Source organism: Exobacillus caeni (assembly GCF_005747095.1).
Classification (GTDB): domain Bacteria; phylum Bacillota; class Bacilli; order Bacillales; family Guptibacillaceae; genus Exobacillus; species Exobacillus caeni.
Genome location: NZ_SWLG01000008.1, coordinates 170,366 through 193,887 on the forward strand (window position 1 = coordinate 170,366; position 23,522 = coordinate 193,887).

Genomic DNA, 23,522 nt, shown 5'->3' on the forward strand with positions numbered 1-23,522 from the left:
CCTTTAATTTAGTTTTTCTTCTTTCCAAACTGTGGAATATGATGGTCGCCGATCGCCACATGGATGACTTTCGGTTCTGTGTAAAATTCAAACATCGCATAATAGCCGCCTTCTCTGCCGATACCGCTCGCTTTTGTTCCACCGAACGGAACGCGAAGGTCACGTACGTTTTGTGCGTTGATCCAGAGCATTCCTACTTCGACTGCCTGTGCCACACGGTGGCCTCGCTTGATATCGTTCGTCCAGACGTAACCGGCAAGCCCGTATTTCACATCGTTGGCTGCTTCGATCACTTCTTCTTCTGTTTCGAATTCAATGACTGCCATAACCGGACCAAAAATTTCTTCCTGAGCAACCTTCATATCGTTCGTCGCATTTAACAGAAGCGTCGGAGGCACGAAGTTACCTGCTTTCACTTCCTCAGGAACCTCGCCCTGGATTACTTCACACCCCTCATGCTTTGCGACTTCGATGTATTCCGTTACTTTATCAAAGTGTCCTTTGTCGATCAGCGGTCCAAGTTGTGTAGACGTATCCATCGGATCCCCGACTTTGATATTTGTAACGCGTTCTTTTAATGCTTCAACGAACTTATCCTTGATATTTTTGTGCAGAAAGACACGGGAATTTGCTGTACAACGTTCTCCGTTGAACGAAAAAATTCCCCAGACCGCCGCATCGAGCGCCCTGTCAAAGTCAGCATCATCAAAAACGATCAACGGAGACTTTCCGCCAAGTTCCATCGAAGTTTTCTTTAGAGAATCTGCTGCGTTTTTAATTATCGTGGAACCTGTTACCGTTTCTCCTGTGAATGAGATCGCTGCAACGTCTTCATTTGCGACAAGCGATGCACCAGCTGTTTCACCGAATCCGTGAACAACGTTGAAGACACCCTCAGGGACCCCCGCTTTGTCGATCACTTCGGCAAGCTTATTCGCTGTTAAAGGAGAAAGCTCAGCCGGTTTAAGAATGACTGTGTTTCCCGTTGCAAGCGCCGGCGCTACCTTCCACGTCTCGAGCATGAACGGTGCATTCCACGGTGTGATCAGCCCGACTACTCCTACCGGCTTGTAGACCGTATAGTTGATGAACTCGTCATCAACCGCATACGCATCACCATGAAGTTTGGACTGAACCATCCTTGCGTAGAACCGGAAATTCTCCGCCGCTCTTGCCGTCATTTTTCTTGTCTGGCTGATCGGCAGCCCTGTATCAAGTGACTCGAGCACTGCTATTTCTTCTACTTCTTCATCGATCAGGTCAGCGATCTTGTTGATGTATTTCATCCGGTCAGCGAGCTTCATCTTGCCCCATGGTCCGTTTTTAAACGCGTTTTTCGCTGCTGCTACCGCCAGGTCCATATCCTCTTCACGGCCTTCGGCAACACGGTTTGTGACTTCATTGGTAAAAGGGTTCACGTTCTCGAATGTTGCCCCCGCCTTGCCGTCTACGAATTCGCCATCGATATATAACTTTACATCGTCAACTTTTTTATGTTCTGCTTTTCCTTTTTGGTCAACTACTTTACTTTCCACAACGGTTCACCGCCTTCTTGAAACTTTTATTTGCTATGAATATGTAGCCATTTTTTATTTTGCAGCAACTTCGTCAGGAAGCTGGACATACTCTTTCAGCACTTCGCGGATCTCGTCCTGCAGCTCCTGGGTCGGAACATCCATCGGCAAGCGCAATACCGGTTCAATCTTGCCCATCATACCTAATGCAGCTTTTAATGGTGCAGGATTCGTATCTTTGAAAAGAACATCGTTTAACGGCATCAAGTCATAATGTAGATCCTGTGCACGCTTCACGTCTCCTTCTTCCCATGCATTGTAGATCTCTGCAACTTTATCAGGAACAATATTCGCAGTCGCACTGATATGTCCCGCACCGCCGATCGCTAACATTGGGTAGCAAAGCAATTCGATTCCGGAATATAGTAGGAAACCTCTTCCGCAGTTCAACAACACACGGTTCACATGCTCGAAATCTTTATTCGATTCCTTCACACCGATAATGTTCTCGCAGTCTTCATTCAGCTTTGCAAGTGTCTTCACATCAAGGTTCGTTGCCGTTCTGCCAGGAATGTTATAGATAATGATCGGAATTTCCACTGAATCCGCAACCGCTTTGAAATGCTTATAAAGCGCATGCTGGGAAGGTTTATTGTAATAAGGAACGATTACCAGCGCCGCGTCAGCACCGATTTCTTCTGCCTTTTTCGTCAAATAAAGCGTTTCTTCATGATTTGTGGAACCTGTACCAGGTACGAAAGGAACTCTTCCGTTAACTGCCTTTGACGCTGTTTCCATCACCTGAACGCGCTCATCTACCGTCAAAGAGCTGGGCTCACCAGTTGTACCCGTGACTGAAATCGCATGTGTTCCACTTTCAATATGCCAGTCGATCAAATTCTTCAACGTATCGAATTCAATGGAACCGCTTTCAGTAAACGGCGTAATAATAGGCGCAATAGACCCTCTCAACCTCTTCTTCGCCTCATCATATCTACCCAATCAAACTCACTCCTTTAAATATTTGTTATTTAAGTAATTACCTGTTAAAAAATGAAGACCACAAAGCGACACATCTTTGCTCCCCTTAAAAAAGAAGAATTCTACTTCTTTTTGATGGAGCGAAGCGACCGGCTCGTTTATGTTAAAGAACTTTGTCATGCTCGCATGTAAAAAGTCTTAAACATAATAAGAGTCCCGGGGAGCAAATCCGCCCCACCCCAACACGTTCCGCCAACAAACTTCGACACTATTCAAAATTTGGCGACTTATCTGAAATCTCTCAACAATCTTAATGTAACATGTGTTATGATATATGAAAAATATTCAAAAAGTTTCGTTAACATATAAAAAAAGTATACATAAAGGAGCATAACCATGAATATAAAACAACTTCGCTATTTCTCCACTATCGCTGAAGAAGGCCAGATCACCAGAGCGGCGAAAAAGCTCTACATGGCTCAACCCCCATTAAGCCAACAGCTAAAACTCCTTGAAGAAGAACTAGGCGTAAAACTTATGCAGCGAAACGGTAGAAACCTGGAGCTAACAGAAGCTGGCATCGTATTATATAAAAAAGCAAAAAAAATCTTGCAGGAAGTCGATGAAACGATAACTGAAGTAAAAGAAACAGGCGAGGGCCTTCGAGGAATGCTTTCTATCGGTTCAGTAAAAACGTGTTTTTATCATGTTCCTCCCCGGATGCTAGCTTTCCGGCAAAACTATCCGAAGGTAACGTTTAAATTAATTGAAGGAGATACGTTCAGGCTTCAGCGGTATTTGCTCAATCGAGATATTGAACTCGCAGTAGTAAGGCTGCCGCTGGATATGAAGGAGTTTTCATCACTTCCTCTCCCTGACGATAAGTTTGTTGTAGTAATGTCTGAGGAATGGGGAGAGGAATTTCTTTACGATAAAATTTCAATAGAGAAACTCTCAGAGATGCCACTCCTTCTGCTTCACCGGGCAGGAGTAAATGAACCGGGACTTTACGAGCTGGTATTGGAAAGCTTTAAAGAAAGAGGATTCGAACCAAATGTAGTGTGTGACTGCCCTGATGCTGCCATGCTATTGGCATTAGCAAAAACAGGTGTAGGCGCTGCTCTTCTTCCAGCTTCTACACTAAGGTCATTCCCTCCACAGGGAGTTAAAGTGCTTGAGATCGAAAATGCGGTAATCCAGTCCGAGTCAGCGATAATCTGGTTAAAAGATCGTTACCTATCGAAAAACGCTGCACGTTTTCTTGAAACATTTAAGGGAGACCCGGATAAGTGGAGCGCCTCACCCTGATCTCCCTTCTTACTCTTTTACCTTTTTATGCCTGTCCCTTTAAAAGAGCGGAAACAGCCTCGTCATGCTTTAGGATCTCATATTTCTGGATTAACTGATCCAGCGATTCTAAAAAATCTCGCTCTACTATGGTCAGTTTCACTTTCTGCTTAAGATTTTGCTTTATATCTAAACCAAGTACAATACACGTGACTAAAAAATCTTTAAAATCATTAATTTTGTCTTTTTCTGAAGCAATAACTTCATCCAGAATAGCTAAAAGTTTATTAACCTTTAAGACAAAATTCTTTTCACATTCGTTTAATTCTCCCGCGGATTTTTCTGAAAGTAACTCAAGGGATAGTCTAGTTGCTTTTATGATATACCGTTGTGCGACCCTTGTTTCTTCATTAGAAAGCAAATTCATTATAGACAACCCTTTCCTCCATTTTAATTGAATTATAACAACTCATTTATCATTCGACAAAGATAACCACACGAAACAAGGGGCAGACCCATTGAGCCAGCCCCTTCTTAAACTTATTATTTAAAACGCTTGTGGATATTATTGTGCTTATAAGTCTTATTTTCGAACTCTGAGATTTCCAAAGACAATGCCAGGTAACGCTTGTCGAACAGTTCTGCAAAGTGATCCTTCATAACAGCAAAGAGCGCTTCACAGGCTTCCTTCTTTTCTTCTTCTGTCCGCCCTTTACCTATTTTCAAACTTGCATGGACGAATGCATCGTCCTCTTCTCCATCAGCAATACAATAATCGTGAAGCTCGATCGCTCTGGAACGAATCCCGCCGATCGGAAAAGTATCTCCTCGTTCGATAAGCACCCCGTTGACTTTCTGAAGTAGATTCTTTATATTGGCCTCCGCCTTGATGTTATCTGTGTATTCGATCGTAATATGCGGCATGCACATCCTCCTTTCTATTTTCGAAGGAGTAGTTGTTCTCCAACGTTTTTAACAATCCTTATAAATGAGACGCTTCATCGCCGACAATTGTATTCTTCAATCTTCCGACGCCTTCTATCTCGGTTATTACTTCATCTCCTACTTTCGTATCTACTGTGCCTTTTGGTGTTCCTGTTAATATCACATCTCCAGGGCTCAGCGTCATGAAACTGCTCAGATACTCAATCAGTTCCGGAATGCCAAAGATCATATCTTTTGTAGAGCCTTCCTGTGTGATTTCACCGTTCACGTATGTTTTTAACGATAAGTTCATCGGATCGGAAATCTGGTCTGCACTCACCAGCCATGGACCGATCGGCGTACAGTTGTCCCTGTTTTTCACACGAAGGTTCGGGCGGTAATAATTTTCTAGATAATCACGAAAAGCATAGTCGTTCGCAACTGTATAACCTGCCACATACTCATAAGCATCTTCTCTTTTTACTTTACGGGCCTGGCTACCGATCACAACTGCAAGCTCACACTCATAGTGCATGTTCGTAACGTCTGAGGGGCGCCTTGTAACAGAACGGTGTCCGACAAATGTGTTAGGCCCTTTTAAAAATACGAGCGGCTCTTCAGGAGCATTAAATGACAGCTCGCTCGCATGGTCGGAATAGTTAAGGCCGAGGGCAAAGACTGTTCGCGGCTGAACCGGAGGCAGCCAGACCACCTCTTCTTCTGCAACGATTCGGCCATCCTGCAGCTTTAGTCCTTCTTCCGCTTCTGTCGCATGATAAATTCCACCGGCATATGCAACGCGTGTCTGTTTCATTGTCCATCCCCCCCTGACATCAGCTCTTCTTCATGTACAATTACATTTTCCAGCATTCCTACATTTGAGATTTCAATCCGGACCCGATCCCCGTTTTTTGCAAGAGGAGCATTTTCAGGAACACCTACAAGAAGAATATCTCCTTCATCAAGTGTCATGAATTCACTCACATCTGCAATAAGCTTTGAAACAGAACGGACTAAGTTCGCTGTTGTATTATCTTGCTTTAATTCATTATTGATATATACACGTATGCTTAATGCATCGGGATTTTCCACCTCATCACCCAAGATAACCCATGGGCCGATCGGGCAGAATCCATCACGCGCTTTATATTTTACAGCGGGTCGGAAAACACTTTCATGTGGAATGCTGACATCGTTCACCACTGTATAACCCATTACATAATCAAGGGCTTCAGACTCTGTTACTCGTGTGGCGCGCCTTCCGATAACAACGCCAAGGCTCGCTCCCATTTCAAGAAAAGTTTCCCCTGCCGGAATCGGAATTGGACTTTCATGGCCGCTCACGGTATTTGCAGGTTTTATGTATAAAACTGGTGCTTTTGGCGCAGCTTTATATGGCGGTTCTGTCAGCGCCCCTCCCATTTTTTCAATCGCGCCTTTAAAATTCAATAATGTACCGTAAATTGTTCCAGACACTGGCGGCTCCCAGTATAAAGTCTTTGCCGGAACCCTCTTTTGGTTCAATAAAATCATGTTATCGGCCAGATTCACTTCTACTTCTTCCGTTTGAAGAGTTCCATGGAATTTTGCAATAGCTTTCCCCATCACATTCACTCCTTATATGTTTTAGCAGCTAAATCTGTTTGAGTTATCAGAAATATCGCATAATTATACTGTAACATTATTAAAGAGTATACTGAAAATATTTATATTGTTCTTTTGCCATATGGAAAAAGTATATATACCTTGAATTCTAATGAACTGGTCATCAGGAGATATCCCTTTTTTGATTTATATCTTTTTTAGAAATGCGAGTTATTATTTAGTTTTATTGGTTATTCTATTTTTTGTGGAGTTTTGTGATTTCTCCACCAATAAATGACGCAAAGGATGGCATTTTTCCATTTTGAGAAGATGTTACCAGAGAGAAGTCCTCATATTTTATCTTCCAAAGAACCATTCTATAGATAGGAGGTGATACAAATGGCACAACAAAACCAACGTAGCAACAACAGCAATGAATTGCTAGTAGAAGGAGCAGCTCAAGCAATCGACCAAATGAAGTATGAAATCGCTCAAGAATTTGGTGTAAACCTTGGTGCTGACACAACTTCTCGCGCTAACGGATCTGTTGGAGGAGAAATCACTAAGCGTCTAGTATCTCTTGCTCAATCTCAAATGAGCGGACAACCTCGTTAATAACTGAATACAAAATGGATAAGAGGATGGCCCTGGGCCATCCTCCTTTACTTTCTGTGATTTACTTCAAAAGCAGCCCGCACCCCTGACTCAATCCCTCCTTCAATCCATCCATGAAAATTGGATGTATGCTCTCCCGCAAAGTGAAGCTTACCTTCTGGCTGGCGAATAAAATCAGCAATATCTGTCTCCTGGTTTGGTGTAAAGAGTGTAAAACAGCCAGCGGAAAAAGGATTCCTGCTCCAATTGAAAGATACTCCACGAATATATTCCCTATACACGACATTCCCATACACTTTGGAAAGGTCTTTTAGGACGTATCGAATAATATCTTCTTCGGAAAGGCTATTCCATAATAATGCATTTGCAGCCCAACTATAGCTTGCAAGGAGAATTGCAGGACCACTACTTCCTTTATTGTGACTCGGAGTATACGTAAACCTTGTAGGCTTATCAGAAATAATATTTCCGATTCCAAAATTTTCCCAAAAACGATTCTTGAATTCAATTCCTACTTTTACTGCAGGAAGAAGCATTAGTTCTCCTATCGCCTGCCACTTTTTAAATGAGATAGAATGGTATGGAACAACATCAATAAACTGAAAAACCGGAAAAGGAACGGTAACAATCGCGATATCTCCATGAAAGTTTGTGAACTCTCCGTTTGTCGGGTTCCGCGTTTGAAGCGTAACTCCTGATTGATCTTGAATGATCCGTTCAACTTTTTGGTTAAGAAAAATATTCCATCTAAGCTCGGGTAAAAATGATAACGGCAATCTGTCGTTCCCTCCGACAATCTCAAAAAACTTTGTTTCTTCATTAAAAATTGGATAGATGATATCAGTTAAAATGTCTACAAATGAAAATTCAGGAAAACCTTCGATTCCAAGCAGGACGTTTATTTTCCGAATCGCATTCAGTGAAAGAGGCCGTCCTATAGGATTGAACCGCAGAAACTCTCCCATCGAATAACGAGCATATTCCTTTTTCATTGCCTCTTTTTGTTCGTCCGTACTGTTTTGATATTTATCAATGAAAGGCTTTACTGCAGAAAGGAAAAGTTCTGTTGCTGTTTTCCCCTTTTCCCATTCTGCAACCGGAAATGCCAGGACATCAGGATTTTCTTCATAATAAGCTCTACTTGTAATAACATTATTTACAAAAAAGACATCTCTCGGAGATGTATTAATAAACTTGGCTGTTTTCAGTTTAAAGCGTCGGATATATTCAAATGCCAGGACGTGGGTGTTCGGAATACGCATTGCTCCCATATCAAGGTAATACCCTTTACTAAAAGGCTCTCTAACGGTATAAATCCTTCCCCCTATCCTGTTATTTCCTTCAATAATTGTTACCTTGTGACCAGCCTGCTTCAAAAGAGATGCTGCAACTAACCCGGAGATACCTGCTCCAATTATGAGTACTGATTTGGGAACAGAGCCTCGCCTTAATCCATTTCTTATGATAGAAAGTATATCTTCGGGATAATTCAATTCCGAATACTCCGCCTGTCTATATTGACTCAAAGCACTCTCCTCCCTTCTATCCTAAAAATATGGATTTTTTTATGGTGTATTCCAGTAAATACTTTTTTCTCACATAAAGACTTATCCTTTCATAAAATAAAGTATTCCTTTTAGGCTTTTCTTAAAATCCTTCCAATTTCTTATTGAAACTAATTCATATTAATTTTTTTTACGCATATATAAAAAAGGATTTTACACATCATAATTCGAAATTGTCTTTATAAGTTGTTTTAGGTTATCCTAATAAGTGAATAGTACAATTATCACAAAGAAGGAGGAATGATTTAAATGGAAGACAAGAAAACATTCGTTATTGAAAGTTCAATCTACTCGTTTTATGAAAACAAGTCTTATTCGATCTTTAATTACATCACTGCCAGCAACGAATCTGAAGCGAACAAGATAGCAAAAGAAACGATTTTAGAAATTGAATCTCAGCATAATCATGAGATCTTCCCAAGCCTCATTTGGTTTGATCATTGCCCTTACTTTGAAGATGAATCTTTAATCAAAGCAGCTTCTGAGTATTACGAAAGAGAAGTGTTTTTGCAAAAACGTGGAGAAGATTGGTTTTTATATGACGATCTTCTGAATGAACCACTGGAAAAATTAACGGTTAATCAATTTGCATTACAATAAGTATGAATAGCTTTGCCAAAGAGGTGTCGAAGTAGAATCGGCACCTCTTTCGTTCACTTTACTGTATTGATAAAGGCACGGCGGAATAAACCAACTAAAAACCTTCCTTGCTCAAAACCTTACTAAACGGTTGTTTTTTTCTTTTAGCAGGAATCTTTATTAGATTAGCCGAAAGATTTAGTAATTAACTTTGTAAAAGGATGGGATCATATGCAACAAACAGTGAATACTGAAACGCTTGTTAAATTGGATGAAGCGCTTCAAAAGTTCGTTCGTCCTGATACGTTTCCACTGGCCATACGTGTATTGAAAAAAGGGGAAGAACTCCCTGACCGTGTTAAACAGCCTCACAAAGAAATGGGAAAACGATTCAGTATTTGCCAGGGTGTTACGATGGCAAGGCGATACGGTTGGGCACTGGCGATGGGAAAAGAGGACCTCTCCTGCCCTATCGCTAAAATTGCATTCGGGTTTGAAGATGAACTCGAATATTATAAAGAAGGAAGCTTGACTGACGGAATGTATACGAAAACATGTGATCTTGGTGCACTAACAGAAGCAGCGGTACCAAAGTTTTCTAAAGAAGAATCTGGAACCGTATTGATTGCTCCCCTTACTCGTGCAGCTTTTGAGCCAGAAGTGATCGCAGTTTATGGAAATTCTGCTCAGGTAATGCGAATGGTGGCAGCTGCCCTCTATACTACTGGTGGCGAAATTTCTTCGACCTTTACTGCTCGAGCAGATTGTGCGGATATCGTTATTAAAACAATGAAAACTGACAAACCTCAAGTTGTTCTCCCGTGCTATGGAGACCGGGTTTTCGGACAAACACATGACCATGAAATGGCGTTTACGATCCCCTACTCTATGACAGGCGAATTTATGGAAGGGCTGATAGGGACCCATAAAGGCGGTGTACGTTATCCGGTACCTACTTTCTTAAATTATGAAGCGCAATATCCAGAAACTTACGAAAGATTGAATGATATGTTTAAAGGGAATAAGGCATAGCAAACAATAAAAGCCTCACCTCTAAATCAATAGAGGGAGGCTTTTTCGATTGAACTTTTTTACAGGAAATACATGAATGTCCAATAACATTCTTCAGAAAAAAATCGGACCGAGTTCTTTCTCTGACTCCACCAAATTTCAATACTTATCCTCGTTTTGCTATTTAGTTAAAAGCCCAGAAATGTTATACCGTCTTACTCTTCCAATATTGACCTCATATCTTTTTTTGTTTAATAATTTGGGATTTCAGAAGTTGTACGAGTTCTTTCATGCGGATTGTATAGGTATGATTAGCCTTTGTTCTTCGGTAGCCATTAAGTGCAATTTCATTTCTTAATTTATCATTTTTCAAATAGTAGTCAATTTTATTTTTCAAATCAGATACCGAACTGAAGGTAATCAATTCTTTATCAATATTGTAAAGGTTTACTATATCTGCTCGGTAGTCAGCAAGTTGAAAAGCCTGGCAGGCAGCTATATCAAACGTTCGATTGTTTGGTGTATTTGCAGGAATCAGCTCCGGGTTGCGATTAATATCATTTAGGTCTCGGTGAATGTTCAACACTATTTTAGCCCCATTGTAGTACTTCGCCACCTCTGTCGGAGAAATTGATTTTTTAATTATCCCTGCTTTTAAAAGATTGTAATTCGTAAGGCTATCCCATTTGGGGCCTATGATTATAAAATCAAGATTTTGAAGAAAAGGCGTTAGTTCATCAAATAGCTTTATCCGATTCTTTAAGCCAGTGCCGACAAAACAAATATCGTGTTTATATTTCGCAGGGACATCTTTAATTGGATGGTAAAAATTCGGGTTAACTGCAAGAGGGAGATAAATAGCTTTTATGTTGGCCTGGTTGTATGCGGACACACAGCTTGATTCTTGAGTAATAACAAAGTCATAAGGCGCTGCCTTCCTGATATGATTGGTTATATTATAAGGATCATCAACTAGCCAGATACCAATGGGTATACCGAATTTTTTTAGCCTTTCAACAATTTCCTTCTTCAATTTGGCCGCTCTTAACGTAATAATTATATCTGGCTTGAAAAACGATACTTTTCTTATTAGCATCGTAGGATGCATCTTGTCACTTTTAAATATTTCGACCCGGAAGTTTGGATCCTGTTTTTCAAGTGCTTTAAAACTACTGACAATGTTGGGATCAAGATAAGATAATGAATCAATTCCTGAGGTTATATAAAGCAAGCGCATTATTATTTCACTCCATCATTATTAAAGTACTTGCCATATAGTTGAAAATACAGCTCATGTAAGTTGTTTGAAAACTCCGCTGAATTAAAGAATTCTTTATCTTTTTCTGCTCGAATGATAAGTTGATAGAGTTTAAAGATATGCGGGAATTCTGTGGTCTTTTGCTTTAAATCTTCAATACTTGATTTATTATGTTGTAATGAGGGACTAAGAAATTCTTTGATTGAATCACTTATATCACCACGCCATGGAATTGATAGATCGGTACTTACATTTTTCAAAGGTACCTCCCAATTTTCTAGTAGACTCTCATAGGTTATCATGGTTCTTTCCTTATTTTCGGTATATAAGAAAGCTGATAATGTGTATAGAGCCCAAATTCTTAAAGATTTTTCAAGAAGAAACCCATTCCTTTTTGCTAATGATGCAGCAACATCCAATGGATTTCTAACTACGATAACATAGGAAGTATCCATATTTAACTCTCTAGTGGTTCTTTCCCATATAGGGAGTAGAAGGCATGTTCGAGGATCCTTCCAGCCCCAGAGCTTACTGTTACCGAAATTAGCTCTCACAACTTCTTTTAATTTCTTCACCTGGTTCTTTACTCTAAAGTTCTTCATCCAATTTTCTTCCAATGGTTCTGTTCGATCCCACGATGTAAAAAGGATTTTTAGAATTTTTTGCTGTGTTCTCGTAATTTGGGTAAATTCCCAAAATCCTTTTGGATTTGCTTTACCGGAACCTGTAAGGTTTTTTTTATTCCCTAAATCAACACCGAGTAGATTTAAACATCTAGAAACAGTCGAAGTACCGCTCCTATGCATGCCTAATATGCATATAGCTTTTGGTTTTTTTTTCAAGACACCCACCCCGTCCTAAAGCTCTATTTTAATTTTATCGATTAGTTCTTGAAGTCTGGCGTAATACGTATGTTCTCGCAATGTTCTCAAGTAGGCAAGATTTGCGATATTCTCTCTTCTTTCATTTTTTTGAAGATATAAATCAATCTTTTGAAGTAAATCATCATGGTCATGGTAACTAACAATTTCCTTGTCCAGATTATAATATTTCTCAAGATCTTTTCGATGGGTTGTAACTTGAAATGCTTTAGCAGCAGCGATATCAAATGTACGATTATTAGGTGTATATGCAGGTAGATTGTAAGGGTTTTTGTTAACGTCATTTCGATCTCGATGGATATTCAAAGTAATTTTCGTTTGATTATAGATCCTGGAAACTTCATCAGGTTCAATCGTTTTCTCTAAAATATTGTGTTGTATCAAATGGTAATTTTTAAGTTTATGCCAACCCTTACCAATAAGTATGAAATTTCTCTTTGATAAGTGAGGAATCAACTTATCTAGAAAAGGAATTCTTCCTGGCCAGGCATTCCCTATAAAACATACATCATATTTTTTTTCCAGATCCATCGGATAATAGTTACTGGGATTAGTAGCTAACGGTAAATGAATACAGGGTTTTTTCTTTATTTGTTTATAAAATTCTACCATGCCCGAATCCTGTGTAATCATAAAGTCAAATTTTCCAACTAATTTTTCATAGTTGCTCATACTATATGGATCGTTTACCACCCAAAGTCCCACTGGAACGTTAAAAGGAGTTAGCAGGTCCACAATATCATGTGTAGTATGTCCAAAGTTCACAACATAATCAGGTTTGAATTCTTTCATTTTACGAATTAGCTCTGAATCCTTTTCTTGTTCCGTATAATGATAAGCAAATGAAAAACTAGTTAGATCCTTACTTAATTTTTTGAAAGCCGAAACAATACTTGGGTTTAAATCAGACAAAGTCTTTTGTCCGCTAGAAACATATAATAATCTCACGCGATACCTCCTAACACATCTACAATTATCTTCACTTTCACTTCCATCACTATTTATGTTTATGAGTAAATATCTCTTATTGTATAGGCCGTTGTACAAACATAGAAACAAAATCAAGAATATGTTGATAAAGAGTAAATAACAAAATTATTATGTAAAAACTTAGGGAGAGGATCCATTTGGCTGGTACAAAAAATCTGGAATTACTGTCTATCATACTAAGTTGGAATCGCTCTGAACTTTTAGAAAAAACTATTCGATCCTACCTGGAAACTGTCTCCGTTCCACATCGTTTAGTAGTGGTAGACAATGCATCGGATCCTACAACAATCGAATGCATCAAAAGTCTTCAGGACCAGTATAAATTCAAAGTAAAATTCCTTAGAAAGAATGTAGGTGGAAATGCCTTTAATATTGTACTGGATGAAGAAGATGTAGACTTGTTTAAGTTTGTTCACTTCTCCGAAAATGATGTTGAGTATTTACCTGGTTGGGACCTGGATCTAATAAGTAAATTTGCATCTTTTCCAGAGCTAGGTCAACTTTCACCATTTTCTCCATATCCAGAGAAAGGCAAAGGCGAGGTCTGGACTCCAAAAAGGGCAAGGAAAGTATGCAGGGAAAATAAAACTGTATACATGGCTAGAACTGTCGGAACAACGTGTGTAGTAAGGAAAGAAATCATTCAAAACGGACTTAGATGGCGCACACATAGACGAGGATTCCTGTTGCCTAAAGACAGACATTTCTCCATTCAAATAAAAAAACTTGGCTGGAGAGTAGCATGGAATGACCGGTATGTTGCTACGAATTGGGGACACAATATAAAATCCTTCCAGGAGAATCCAGATTACTATGTGCAAAATTACAATAGCAAAAAGGTAAAAATTAAGGGATTTCAAAAAAGATTAAGAAAAGAGGGCTATCAATTAATTGAGAAAGATGATGGCTCCTATGATATTAAACCAATGGATAAAAAGAATGAATGATACTATCCTGGAGCATTATTGTGTCAACTTAAGGAGAGATTTGTATGGTATCTGTTATTACAAGTACTGTTAGACAGGAGTTTATCGATAATGTGTTCCAAAATTTCGAGTGCCAACTATGGGAAGACAAAGAATTAATTATTATACTGAACAGAAATGATATGGACATCACTGAGTGGAAGGAGAAGGCATCAGGAAAGGAAAATATCCAAATTTATCAACTACCACAGCATTATACCTTAGGAGATTGCCTAAATTTTGGAGTTGAAAAGGCCAACTATGATTATATTGCAAAATTTGATGATGATGACTATTATAGTCCGTACTATTTAAAAACGATGCTGCCAATATTTAACGAAGTAGATACTGATATAATCGGCAAAACAACCTTTTACGCTTATATGAACAATGAAAAGAAGCTTATTATTAAACGGCCCGGAAAGGAACATACATTCACAAAATGGATTGCAGGTGGAACGATCATTTTCAAGAAAGCCGTCTATGAAACTGTAAAATTCGGTAAAAGAAGGGTTGGATCAGATGTCGATTTTTTAAAAGATTGCCTTAATAAAGGGTTTAAAATATACGCTGGTTCTAAGAATAACTATGTGATGATCAGACGAAACAGCAGAGAACATACATGGAAAATCGATAATGATTTGTTTATGAGAAGAAAAGGAAAAATTGTTGCTTATACCAATGATTATAAGGACATTACCACAAAAGACGATATCTATTAAATCTTGCAGGAAGTGGCGTTAATGAAAAAAATAAACATTACAAAACCTCTTATCGGAATATGTGTTTCGAATGAAAAGCCAATGATGGTAAAGTTAGCTAAAAGAAGAATTGTTTCCTTCGATGAAAATGCACAGCTTATTACTTTTATGATCAATGATGCAGATTTTAAAAACTTACGAGTGAAAGGTGAAGCTTGGAACAAGGAGGACCAGGAATGGATACAAGGAAGATTTCCGTTTCCAGATGTTATTTACATTCAGGCCCCCCTCCCGCTCCATACCATAAATAAGATGAAACAAATAACCGGTCACAGGGTATTTAATAGTTTTGTATTTGACAAATGGGAAGGCTGGGAATTACTTGCTAGTGACAAAGAGGTAAAAAAACATTTACCCGAAACGAAAAAGTTACTTAATAAAAGGGATTTAAAGAAATTTCTCTTTCGCCATAAAGAAGTATTTCTTAAACCTATCAATGGAAGTACAAGTAAAGGAATTGTTAGAATAAAGTTAGATGATCAAAAAGGAATTGAAGCTTTTTATCGAATAAAAAAAACCATAATGAAGCACGATCGCTTTCCAAACTTCATTAACTTTTGGAAGTGGTTTTCAAACAAATTTTTTAATGAAAAGTATTTAATGCAGCAAAGCATCCAACCTTTTAAATGGAGAAACAAACCAACTGATATTCGGATCAACCTTACAAAAAATAAAGATGGCAAATGGGAGGAAGCCCTTTCATTATTACGTGTTGCATCTAATGACAGTCATATTATCCCGGGATTATTGACCGCATTTCCACTACAATATTTTAATACAACATATAAGAACTTAGGCAAGGATCTGGAATGGATAGAACCAGCAGCTAAGGAGCTTGGATATAAAATATGTAAAGCTCTAGACAATTCAGGCCATCATATTGGTGATATCGGAATCGATATGGGGCTTGATGAGCAAAAAAATTTATGGGTCTATGAAGTAAACTCTCTCCCCTTCCCATTGCCAGGAGTAAAAGATGTATCCATGACCAGACCCCTGGAATATGCCCAATACCTTGCTTCAAATTAATTGATATTAAAGTATCTACAAACTAAAAAATAACTTTACAGAGATAAATTAATTAAGGCTGTGGACAAAACCACAGCCTTAATTAATTTAATATAAGATTTATTTAGAGAATTCTTAATGGAAGGTGAAAGCAAAGTTAAAAAGCAACAGACAAATTAAATGTCTGCAGCCTTTTTTACATTTATTGAAATTGTCGTATGGTTTTCTTTTATTTGTTACTGCGGTAATACACAAAAAATTAAATTTTGACTACAATCTAATAATGCAGCTAATTGATTTGCTTCACCTGTTTCTTGTAACGCAGCTCCCATACAGTTCACGAAATCTATAACACAAGCTTGACATTCAGGTTCAACGTTAGGACACAACTCTAATACACATGCAATTAGGTCAGTACTACATTGTATTAGAGCATCCAATTGAGCATCTACTGACGGTAACTGCATTGCAGCGTCTACACAACGAGAGAAATTTTGAACACATGCTGCACAAGTATTTGGACCAACACCCATAATGACACCTCCTTTAATTATTCTGAGTTTAGAGTGGCATTAATCAGGGGGAATCATTAAATATAACTCCCTATCCACCGTTCCCTGAGATTCCCATCTCAATATCAATATATGCATGGCAAGTAGTGACTGTATGGACAAGAGCATAACAATTTGATGGTCATTTGAGTTTTTTTGATAAGAAAACCAATTAACATAAAATTTCCCTGCACCGGAATATTGCCTTGAAAAAAGGAGTAATTTTCATATTCGTTTTTTTTTTGGCAATTTACCCAGTGACATGCGGCGACTATAAAGGTAGTAAATGTTTTTCTTGATTATGCATAATAATCTTAGTAAATAAAAAGCACATAAACCACAAAAAAATGATGTGCCAATCAAATAGCACATCATTTCCAATGTTATTAACTGTTTTCCACTGCAGAATCTTTCTTATAACATTTTTTACAAGTCACATTCGCCCTTTAACCAATTTATAAACGAGTATCGCAGCGGCTATCACGAGCAAAATATGAATAAGGCCGCCAACAACGTTAAGTACCAATCCGATTAGCCAGATCGCAAGTAAGATTCCTATTATTGTCCAGAGCATATTTGATATCCTTTCCTTATTTTGTCATAGTATATATATTCCACAAAACTGGCTTTTATAAAACTTTCTTTACGATTTTTCCTCTTTGATAAAAAGAAATAACCTGAAATGATCTTCCGAGTATACTTTATTGATTCTATATGCCGCTCCCTGGTCTTATCCTTCAAAAATATAAACTGAACGATCTCTAATCGTATCAATCGCAATTAAGGTAGTGTTAATAGTCCGTTCTTACCGATATAATCAAAATCTGTTATATCTTTCCTTTGTCAGGGTAAATCATAAATAAAATCAATAAGGAGTGATACATTATGGCAGTAATTGAAGAAGTCATGACTAGAAGTGTAGAAACATGTTCACCCTCTAGTTCTGTTATAGAAGTAGCTAAAAAAATGAAAGAACTAGATGTTGGTGTCATGCCCTTAGAGGAAGGAAACCAGCTGGTAGGACTTGTTACAGACCGTGATATTGTAATAAACGGACTGGCAGAAAAAGAAACTGGAGACTTTAAGGCAAGGGATGTTATGACAAAAGATCCGGAATGTGTACACCCTGATACGGATATAAATGAAGCCTTCAATCTTATGTCAGAAAAGCAAATTCGCCGCCTTCCTGTAGTAGACCAGAACAATCAGCTGGCAGGTATTGTATCGATCGGTGATCTTGCCGTAAAGCTTAATGAAAATAGAGAATCCGGAGATGCACTCGACCAGATTTCAAGACCCGCTAAACCAGAAAAATAAGATAGTTTATTAAAATTCATTTTGAAAGAGTTATTTATTCCAGGCTGTCTGTTTATAAGACAGCCTGGTTTATTTTCACTTCTAATCACAAAAGATTAAGTTACCCTGAACAATGGACTCTTTTTCAATCCTTTTATGTTTTAATGTTGTAGGGATGAAAGTCATCGGAACAGCAACAGTTTCTGTTTTTTTAAATATTGGAAAAAGAACCGTCCTTCCAGATGAATTTATATAAAATGAAAGGAGTAAGGTTTTTTGCTCCATTTTCCGATAAGAAAGCGAAGTAAAACATTTAAAAAGAGGCAGCTTTCCAAGCTTGCCTCCTACTGTATAAAAACGTTATTTAAACCAGCCCTTTTCCTTAAATCGTGAAATAGCTTCGATTCTGTTGCTGACGTTAAGCTTATCAAGGATAACAGAAACATAATTTCTCACTGTACCGGTAGTAAGGTATAGTTCATCGGCTATTTCCTTCGTATTTTTCCCATCGGCTATAAGCTTGATCACCTGCTCTTCACGCTCAGTCAGCGGGTTTTCGTTTTCTGTCCCATACGCCATATCGATCAGTTCCGGAGCATAGACCCTGCGGCCGTCCATGATAACGCGAATTGAATTTGCCAGTTCCTCGCTCGGGCTATCTTTTAATAGATATCCGCTGACTTCGGCATTTCGGGCACGTTCAAAATATCCAGCACGTGCAAATGTAGTTAATATAATAACTTTGCAGGAGTGCCCCTTCAGTTCCTCAGCAGCGTCAAGACCGCTCTTCACCGGCATTTCTATGTCCATAATACAAATATCCGGGTTGTGCTCCCTCACTAAATGAATTACTTCTTCTCCATTTCTCGCTTTCCCGACCACTTCCATATCATCTTCCAGATCCAGAAGCGATCCCAGTGCACCAAGAAGCATCCTTTGATCCTCGGCTATGACAATCCGTATCACACCAATTCCTCCTGTTTCGTTTGTTGAACCACATTTGGCACCCGAATCTTAAGGGTCGTTCCTTTCGATGATGATATCTCAAGGCTGCCGTTCACAAATTCAAGCCGTTCCCTCATCCCCTGTATGCCGTGTCCGGATGAAGGATTGAGGTTATCTGAAATGCCAATTCCATTATCATTCACTTTAATTATTGATTCATCAGGTGTTTGCTTGATAATCACATTGCAAACTGATGCCTTGCTATGTTTTACAACATTGGTGACAGCTTCTTTTAAACACATGCTCAGTACATTTTCGGCCAATAGAGGAGTGTTCACAAGTTCCGGATCTCCCTTTAAACGGAAATCAACTCCAGCCACTTTTAACATCTGCCGAACATGTATGATTTCATCTTTTAGCTTTGTTGCCCGCATGTCAGAAACCATCTCCCGAACCTCTTTCAAAGCCGTTCTTGCAGTCTGGTGAATATCATTGATTTCACTCTTAGCTGAAGCAGGATTTTTCTCAACAAGCTTTCCTGCCAGGTCACTTTTCATTCCAATAAGGGAAAGCTTTTGACCGAGTGTATCATGCAGGTCCCGGGCGATCCTCTGACGTTCTTCAATAATCATCAAACGGGAAATCCTTTTGTTCGCATCCTCTAATTGATTTTCTAACTTTTCACGCTTAATCCGATTATACATCGTTAAAGGCAACAAAATCACGCTGACGATCGTTATGATGATGAAAGGAAACTGAGACAGGAACAACTCATAATGGGTGATAAACAATATCGTAGTCACCCCAACTGTTGTAACGAGTTGGACGATGTACAAGACAAAAAATCTAACTTTCATCTGGATGTTACCGATAAAGAAAGCGATGAACAACGCAAAATAAACATACCCCAGGGCAAGCGTCATGACCATATTAATCACCATTTCAACACTTACCCAGACATAAACAGGCCAACCCTGAGATAAAAAAGACAGCCGGTATGCGGTAAAGAACAATAAAATCATCAAAATGCCGAAAACAATTTCTAAAATTGAAAACGACCTTACGATAAAATAGAAAGGCAATACACAAAAGATTATCCAAACGTATATGTTAAGCCCCGTGTTTTTCGGGATAATATGATACCATTTTTGCATAGAAGTCCCCTTTTTCCCTTGATAAGCAGGTAATTCATTTATAAGCATACGGACAGTGTTACTCAAATTATATACTTATTTTTTCATAAAGAAAATTCACCGATCGCCAGGCTTAAGGTGAAGACAAAGATGTCATTTGCCCTTTTACTTTAGATGTCGACTCCCATCTGTTTTATATTAAAACTTCTGAAAGTGCAAGAAAACCCTCCAGTATGAATGGAAGGTCATTTGCTTTATTCTTCTTGAAGGCCTGGCCTTCTACTATTCAGCCGTACGCTCGCATCTTCTTTCCTTAATAAATTCGAAACTTCTTTAAAGCTCACAAACGTTTTGTTTTTCTCGTCATACAGACGAAAACGTATAGACTGTAAACTGGAAAGGAACGTAATCGTTGTTGCTTTTTGTAAGGGCGGTGTAGATTCATGGGCCTTTTCTAGATGATAGTTCGGCACTCTTGGACTTAAATGATGCACATGATGGTAACCGATACTACCTGTTATCCATTCGATTACTTTTGGAAGCTTATAATAAGAACTCCCATCTACCGCAGCCTTTACATAATCCCACTCATCTTCATTTTCAAAGTAAGAATCTTCAAATTGATGCTGGACATAAAACAGCCAGATGCCCAGTACTCCTGAAACAAACAGAATCGGAAGCTGCACGATCAAGAAAGCCTTCCATCCGATCGCCCATATTAACAGTGCATAGATCAATACGATCGAAACGTTCGTTAAATACGTGTTCATTCGTTCTTTTCGCCTCGCGCCTTTTCTGTTCACCCGATTGGTTATTAGGAACAAATAAAACGGCCCCAATCCAAACATAATAAACGGGTTGCGATATAGTCGATATGATATTTTCTTCCAGAATGAAGCCTTTACGTACTCATCAACTGTCATTACCCAGATATCACCAGTTCCACGCTTATCCAAATTGCCGCTTGTCGCATGATGAATCGAATGTTCGCGTTTCCATTTATCAAAAGGAAAATGGGTAATAATCCCAGTAATCGTTCCGAGAATTCTGTTCGCTTTCTTGCTTTTAAAAAACGATTGGTGGGTGCAATCGTGGAAAATAATAAATGCCCTTACAACAAAACCCGCCGCAACTACAGCAAGTGCGAGTGTGAGCCAGAACGAAACAGATAAGCTCTTGTATGAAAGAAACCATAACAAGAAAAACGGTGGAATCGTATTTATCAATTGTTTTACGCTTGTCGTATGATTGGACTTTTCAAATGCTGCTACATTTTTTCTTAGTTCTGCTGTTTTTTTTCTGCTCAATTTTAGTCCTCCTAAAGCAATTCCTTTTTATTACTCAATCATCTAATTTAAGCATAGAAGAATATAGGTAGGTTTGTAAGTCATAAACGTCAGTATACATATATGACAAGTGTCATGTCCAATTTGAAAATCATGGTATTCCCACGGTATATTTTCAGATCTATTTATTTAAATCAAGTCAAAACATTTGCCTTGAGCCTTATCAACTGTCAAGCTATGGGAGAGAATAACTTTAAAAAAAGATACGCAGGTGAAAATAGTGATAGAGATTAAGACATCGAAGCTTAGTAATGGAGAGTTCAACAGAGGAGTATTTGCAATCAGGGATATCAAAAAGGGAGAGCTTATCCACGAAGCGCCTGTTATTCCCTTTACGAATGAAGAACATATTTTGATCGAGCATACGTTACTGGATGACTACGTTTTTGAATATGGAGAAAATCACACAGCAATACTTCTTGGATATGGCAGTTTATTTAATCATTCCTATACTCCCAATGCCACATTTTATATTAATTTTAAACAGCATACGTTTGACTTTTATGCTTATAAAGACATAAAAGCAGGCGAAGAAATTCTTATCAACTATAACGGAGATGTAGATAATAAAGATCCCCTTTGGTTTTTAGAAGATGAAGACAATAAGAAAAAAGATTGATATAAAAAAGTACAGAGAGCATGCTACCTATTCCGGTGTAGCATGCTCTTTGTTTGTTAGGCAAGTTTTTCAAAATAAAATTTTATGTTTCTCTTCTTATTTTGTATAATTCTAACTAATTAATTCGTTATACATAATGAGTCCGAAAAAAAGGGGGATCATATGGAAACAAAGGAAGACAAAACACTACAGTTTTCTGAAAAAGCTAGAGAACTAAAATTCGATTTCAACGAATTGATCGCAGAATATCGTGAAGACTTGTGGAAGTATTGCCGATATTTAACAGGGTCACCCTGGGATGGCGAAGATCTTTACCAGGAAACATTGATCAAAGCGTTTGGAGCATTTTATCAACGCTGGCATCCTACGAATCCTAAATCTTATATCTATCGGATTGCGACGAACACCTGGATCGATCAGTGCCGGAAGGAAAAGCGCCAGATAGGATATCTTGAGGAAGAACATGAACCTGTCCAAGAGTTCATCGATACGCTCCATCTAGAGGATGCCCTTGAACAGCTATTTTCCCTTTTTACCCCCCGGCAGACAGCGGCGTTTTTACTAATGGACGTGTTTCAATTTACAGCAGATGAAGTTGCAGGAATCGTAAAAACAACTCCCGGGGCTGTTTATGCAACGGTACGAAGAGTTAGAAATAAACTCCAGGATTCGCCGAAAGATGAAAAAAAGAAATATTTTGTCTCGCAAAAGCGATCTCCCGGTGAAGAAAAGGTCATCCAGACATATCTTAAAGCGCTTAACCAGGGCAATATCGATGACATGCTCTCATTGATAAGCGATTATGCCGTTAATGAGGCAGACATGGGATTTCAAGAATTTTCGAAGGATGAAATGCGTAAAGGCTCTGTTCAACACGGGCTCCCAGGGTTCCGTGCCGAAGAAAAAATACTGTGGGGAAAGCCGGTTATTGTTGTTTTTGCTAGTAGTGCAGATGGGCCTCAAATACACGACATTCAATATCAAGAAGTTGAAAACGGTAAGATCGTCGCACACCGGAGTTTTTTCTTCCGAAAAGAGTTGATTTTTGCTGCATCAGAAGAACTTGGAATCCCTCCGCAGCTTGATAAACCGCCAGTAAAATGGTGATTTCATAACCATTAGCTGTATCAAAAGCGGAATTATCAATATGTTTATTCCAGTCCAGTAAGCCTTTCCTGTTCTGGGATCCGGATGGAAGCAGGTAGATGACCAGTTAGAAACAGTACTCAAGAAAAATAGTCCTCCATGTTGGATGGCTCTTTTTCTTGCCAATTACTTTTCCAGTTCAATATATTCCCTTAATATTTTCCATTCATCCCCTTCTTTTCGCCAAACTAGCATGCATACCGCATGATTAGTTGTGCCGTTGATTAGGTTCGTTTCAGTACCATTGACCACGATTTCTTCTCCTTCTTTTCGATACTTTATTGCTTCAGATTCAATGCTTTTTACTGCATTATCATACTGATTAAGTACACTTTTAATATCATAGTTATAATCATAAGTATACGGACTCTCCATGCCAGAACGCCCCCAATACCCAACAAAGTGCTTTGACATGAAAGCTCTGATAGCCTTTTCGTCCTTGCTTTTAAATGCCTGGTTCCAGGCATTATAATAGTCATTTAAAATTTCTTTAAAGTCCTCCATCTAACTCCTCCTACTATTGAAAAAATTCACTTTCACTTTCCACATGTCCTCTGTTCACT

Annotated in this window: 26 protein-coding genes; 10 read left to right on the forward strand and 16 right to left on the reverse strand. The window is 38.7% G+C overall.

What is annotated here, in order from left to right; genetic code table 11:
* Positions 1 to 8 precede the first annotated feature (8 nt).
* Positions 9 to 1,535, reverse strand: a complete 1,527-nt coding sequence (gene hpaE, locus FCL54_RS13115; RefSeq protein ID WP_138127081.1) for a 5-carboxymethyl-2-hydroxymuconate semialdehyde dehydrogenase — start codon at positions 1,533 to 1,535, stop codon at positions 9 to 11.
* Positions 1,536 to 1,589: 54 nt separating this feature from the next.
* Complete coding sequence (gene hpaI / locus FCL54_RS13120) at positions 1,590 to 2,516, reverse strand: 2,4-dihydroxyhept-2-ene-1,7-dioic acid aldolase (protein WP_138127082.1); 927 nt, start codon at positions 2,514 to 2,516, stop codon at positions 1,590 to 1,592.
* Positions 2,517 to 2,891: 375 nt separating this feature from the next.
* Here hpaI and FCL54_RS13125 point away from each other — a divergent pair, with 375 nt between their 5' ends.
* Entirely contained in the window at positions 2,892 to 3,803 is a 912-nt protein-coding gene (locus FCL54_RS13125; protein WP_138127083.1) for a LysR family transcriptional regulator, read from the forward strand.
* A 25-nt stretch (positions 3,804 to 3,828) separates the two neighbouring features.
* On the opposite strand, the gene FCL54_RS13130 is transcribed toward FCL54_RS13125, so the two are convergent.
* From FCL54_RS13130 to FCL54_RS13145, 4 genes are all read right to left on the reverse strand, one after another.
* Positions 3,829 to 4,218 carry a hypothetical protein gene (locus tag FCL54_RS13130; RefSeq protein WP_138127084.1) on the reverse strand — a complete coding sequence of 130 codons (390 nt, stop codon included), beginning with the start codon at positions 4,216 to 4,218 and terminating at the stop codon, positions 3,829 to 3,831.
* Between the two features lie 107 nt (positions 4,219 to 4,325).
* Entirely contained in the window at positions 4,326 to 4,706 is a 381-nt protein-coding gene (locus tag FCL54_RS13135; protein ID WP_138127085.1) for a 5-carboxymethyl-2-hydroxymuconate Delta-isomerase, read from the reverse strand.
* A gap of 58 nt (positions 4,707 to 4,764) precedes the next feature.
* Entirely contained in the window at positions 4,765 to 5,520 is a 756-nt protein-coding gene (locus FCL54_RS13140) for a fumarylacetoacetate hydrolase family protein (RefSeq protein WP_138127086.1), read from the reverse strand.
* Entirely contained in the window at positions 5,517 to 6,311 is a 795-nt protein-coding gene (locus FCL54_RS13145) for a fumarylacetoacetate hydrolase family protein (protein WP_138127087.1), read from the reverse strand. The genes FCL54_RS13140 and FCL54_RS13145 overlap by 4 nt, the downstream gene beginning before the upstream one ends.
* Positions 6,312 to 6,689: 378 nt before the next feature.
* Here FCL54_RS13145 and FCL54_RS13150 point away from each other — a divergent pair, with 378 nt between their 5' ends.
* Complete coding sequence (locus tag FCL54_RS13150; RefSeq protein WP_138127088.1) at positions 6,690 to 6,905, forward strand: alpha/beta-type small acid-soluble spore protein; 216 nt, start codon at positions 6,690 to 6,692, stop codon at positions 6,903 to 6,905.
* 47 nt (positions 6,906 to 6,952) lie between these two features.
* Here FCL54_RS13150 and FCL54_RS13155 read toward each other — a convergent pair whose 3' ends face one another.
* A complete protein-coding gene (locus FCL54_RS13155; RefSeq protein WP_138127089.1) occupies positions 6,953 to 8,431 on the reverse strand; it encodes a flavin monoamine oxidase family protein in 1,479 nt (492 codons plus the stop codon).
* 288 nt (positions 8,432 to 8,719) lie between these two features.
* Here FCL54_RS13155 and FCL54_RS13160 point away from each other — a divergent pair, with 288 nt between their 5' ends.
* Together FCL54_RS13160 and FCL54_RS13165 are read left to right on the forward strand one after the other, a co-directional pair.
* The gene (locus tag FCL54_RS13160) at positions 8,720 to 9,070 is read left to right on the forward strand and encodes a hypothetical protein (protein WP_138127090.1); all 351 of its coding nucleotides are present in this window, start codon (positions 8,720 to 8,722) and stop codon (positions 9,068 to 9,070) included.
* Between the two features lie 210 nt (positions 9,071 to 9,280).
* Positions 9,281 to 10,081, forward strand: coding sequence for a DUF169 domain-containing protein (locus tag FCL54_RS13165; RefSeq protein ID WP_138127091.1), 801 nt, complete (start codon positions 9,281 to 9,283; stop codon positions 10,079 to 10,081).
* A gap of 214 nt (positions 10,082 to 10,295) precedes the next feature.
* Here the strand turns inward: FCL54_RS13165 and FCL54_RS13170 are convergent, their stop codons facing one another.
* Genes FCL54_RS13170 through FCL54_RS13180 form a run of 3 tightly spaced genes read right to left on the reverse strand, consistent with a single transcriptional unit; the run spans position 10,296 to position 13,147 of the window.
* A complete protein-coding gene (locus FCL54_RS13170) occupies positions 10,296 to 11,297 on the reverse strand; it encodes a CgeB family protein (protein ID WP_138127092.1) in 1,002 nt (333 codons plus the stop codon).
* Positions 11,298 to 11,299: 2 nt separating this feature from the next.
* Positions 11,300 to 12,160 carry a sulfotransferase family protein gene (locus FCL54_RS13175; RefSeq protein WP_138127093.1) on the reverse strand — a complete coding sequence of 287 codons (861 nt, stop codon included), beginning with the start codon at positions 12,158 to 12,160 and terminating at the stop codon, positions 11,300 to 11,302.
* Positions 12,161 to 12,175: 15 nt separating this feature from the next.
* Positions 12,176 to 13,147 carry a CgeB family protein gene (locus FCL54_RS13180; RefSeq protein WP_138127094.1) on the reverse strand — a complete coding sequence of 324 codons (972 nt, stop codon included), beginning with the start codon at positions 13,145 to 13,147 and terminating at the stop codon, positions 12,176 to 12,178.
* Positions 13,148 to 13,326: 179 nt separating this feature from the next.
* On the opposite strand from FCL54_RS13180, the gene FCL54_RS13185 reads away from it, so the two are divergent.
* The 3 genes from FCL54_RS13185 to FCL54_RS13195 are packed head-to-tail and all read left to right on the forward strand — an operon-like array spanning position 13,327 to position 15,944.
* Positions 13,327 to 14,136: a glycosyltransferase family 2 protein gene (locus tag FCL54_RS13185; RefSeq protein WP_171016834.1), complete on the forward strand. Its 810-nt coding sequence runs from the start codon at positions 13,327 to 13,329 to the stop codon at positions 14,134 to 14,136.
* Positions 14,137 to 14,180: 44 nt separating this feature from the next.
* Positions 14,181 to 14,876 (forward strand): glycosyltransferase, encoded by a 696-nt coding sequence (locus FCL54_RS13190; RefSeq protein WP_138127096.1) that lies wholly within the window; start codon positions 14,181 to 14,183, stop codon positions 14,874 to 14,876.
* Between the two features lie 21 nt (positions 14,877 to 14,897).
* A complete protein-coding gene (locus FCL54_RS13195; protein ID WP_138127097.1) occupies positions 14,898 to 15,944 on the forward strand; it encodes a YheC/YheD family endospore coat-associated protein in 1,047 nt (348 codons plus the stop codon).
* A 215-nt stretch (positions 15,945 to 16,159) separates the two neighbouring features.
* Here FCL54_RS13195 and FCL54_RS13200 read toward each other — a convergent pair whose 3' ends face one another.
* Complete coding sequence (locus FCL54_RS13200) at positions 16,160 to 16,456, reverse strand: hypothetical protein (protein ID WP_138127098.1); 297 nt, start codon at positions 16,454 to 16,456, stop codon at positions 16,160 to 16,162.
* 451 nt (positions 16,457 to 16,907) lie between these two features.
* Positions 16,908 to 17,048, reverse strand: a complete 141-nt coding sequence (locus FCL54_RS13205) for a lmo0937 family membrane protein (RefSeq protein WP_138127099.1) — start codon at positions 17,046 to 17,048, stop codon at positions 16,908 to 16,910.
* Between the two features lie 311 nt (positions 17,049 to 17,359).
* Here FCL54_RS13205 and FCL54_RS13210 point away from each other — a divergent pair, with 311 nt between their 5' ends.
* Positions 17,360 to 17,791, forward strand: coding sequence for a CBS domain-containing protein (locus FCL54_RS13210; RefSeq protein ID WP_138127100.1), 432 nt, complete (start codon positions 17,360 to 17,362; stop codon positions 17,789 to 17,791).
* Between the two features lie 339 nt (positions 17,792 to 18,130).
* Here the strand turns inward: FCL54_RS13210 and FCL54_RS13215 are convergent, their stop codons facing one another.
* The 3 genes from FCL54_RS13215 to desA all read right to left on the reverse strand — a co-directional run bounded on the left by FCL54_RS13215 (position 18,131) and on the right by desA (position 21,155).
* Complete coding sequence (locus FCL54_RS13215; RefSeq protein ID WP_138127101.1) at positions 18,131 to 18,736, reverse strand: response regulator transcription factor; 606 nt, start codon at positions 18,734 to 18,736, stop codon at positions 18,131 to 18,133.
* Positions 18,733 to 19,869 (reverse strand): sensor histidine kinase, encoded by a 1,137-nt coding sequence (locus tag FCL54_RS13220; protein WP_138127102.1) that lies wholly within the window; start codon positions 19,867 to 19,869, stop codon positions 18,733 to 18,735. The genes FCL54_RS13215 and FCL54_RS13220 overlap by 4 nt, the downstream gene beginning before the upstream one ends.
* 233 nt (positions 19,870 to 20,102) lie before the next feature.
* Entirely contained in the window at positions 20,103 to 21,155 is a 1,053-nt protein-coding gene (gene desA, locus FCL54_RS13225) for a Delta(5) desaturase DesA (protein ID WP_138127103.1), read from the reverse strand.
* A 259-nt stretch (positions 21,156 to 21,414) separates the two neighbouring features.
* Between desA and FCL54_RS13230 the strand changes: the two genes are divergently transcribed.
* The gene (locus FCL54_RS13230; RefSeq protein WP_138127205.1) at positions 21,415 to 21,813 is read left to right on the forward strand and encodes an SET domain-containing protein; all 399 of its coding nucleotides are present in this window, start codon (positions 21,415 to 21,417) and stop codon (positions 21,811 to 21,813) included.
* A gap of 162 nt (positions 21,814 to 21,975) precedes the next feature.
* Positions 21,976 to 22,920: an RNA polymerase sigma factor gene (locus tag FCL54_RS13235; RefSeq protein WP_138127104.1), complete on the forward strand. Its 945-nt coding sequence runs from the start codon at positions 21,976 to 21,978 to the stop codon at positions 22,918 to 22,920.
* 165 nt (positions 22,921 to 23,085) lie between these two features.
* On the opposite strand, the gene FCL54_RS13240 is transcribed toward FCL54_RS13235, so the two are convergent.
* Complete coding sequence (locus FCL54_RS13240; RefSeq protein WP_138127105.1) at positions 23,086 to 23,463, reverse strand: nuclear transport factor 2 family protein; 378 nt, start codon at positions 23,461 to 23,463, stop codon at positions 23,086 to 23,088.
* Positions 23,464 to 23,522: the final 59 nt, after the last annotated feature.

Coding starts and splice junctions, on each gene's coding strand:
- FCL54_RS13195 (WP_138127097.1), top strand. CDS start 14,898: ATGAAAAAAATAAACATTACAAAACCTCTTATCGGAATATGTGTTTCG.
- FCL54_RS13190 (WP_138127096.1), top strand. CDS start 14,181: ATGGTATCTGTTATTACAAGTACTGTTAGACAGGAGTTTATCGATAAT.
- FCL54_RS13205 (WP_138127099.1), bottom strand. CDS start 17,048: ATGCTCTGGACAATAATAGGAATCTTACTTGCGATCTGGCTAATCGGA.
- FCL54_RS13240 (WP_138127105.1), bottom strand. CDS start 23,463: ATGGAGGACTTTAAAGAAATTTTAAATGACTATTATAATGCCTGGAAC.
- FCL54_RS13165 (WP_138127091.1), top strand. CDS start 9,281: ATGCAACAAACAGTGAATACTGAAACGCTTGTTAAATTGGATGAAGCG.
- FCL54_RS13200 (WP_138127098.1), bottom strand. CDS start 16,456: ATGGGTGTTGGTCCAAATACTTGTGCAGCATGTGTTCAAAATTTCTCT.
- FCL54_RS13135 (WP_138127085.1), bottom strand. CDS start 4,706: ATGCCGCATATTACGATCGAATACACAGATAACATCAAGGCGGAGGCC.
- FCL54_RS13235 (WP_138127104.1), top strand. CDS start 21,976: ATGGAAACAAAGGAAGACAAAACACTACAGTTTTCTGAAAAAGCTAGA.
- FCL54_RS13140 (WP_138127086.1), bottom strand. CDS start 5,520: ATGAAACAGACACGCGTTGCATATGCCGGTGGAATTTATCATGCGACA.
- FCL54_RS13170 (WP_138127092.1), bottom strand. CDS start 11,297: ATGCGCTTGCTTTATATAACCTCAGGAATTGATTCATTATCTTATCTT.
- FCL54_RS13150 (WP_138127088.1), top strand. CDS start 6,690: ATGGCACAACAAAACCAACGTAGCAACAACAGCAATGAATTGCTAGTA.
- FCL54_RS13125 (WP_138127083.1), top strand. CDS start 2,892: ATGAATATAAAACAACTTCGCTATTTCTCCACTATCGCTGAAGAAGGC.
- FCL54_RS13210 (WP_138127100.1), top strand. CDS start 17,360: ATGGCAGTAATTGAAGAAGTCATGACTAGAAGTGTAGAAACATGTTCA.
- FCL54_RS13220 (WP_138127102.1), bottom strand. CDS start 19,869: ATGCAAAAATGGTATCATATTATCCCGAAAAACACGGGGCTTAACATA.
- FCL54_RS13160 (WP_138127090.1), top strand. CDS start 8,720: ATGGAAGACAAGAAAACATTCGTTATTGAAAGTTCAATCTACTCGTTT.
- FCL54_RS13145 (WP_138127087.1), bottom strand. CDS start 6,311: ATGGGGAAAGCTATTGCAAAATTCCATGGAACTCTTCAAACGGAAGAA.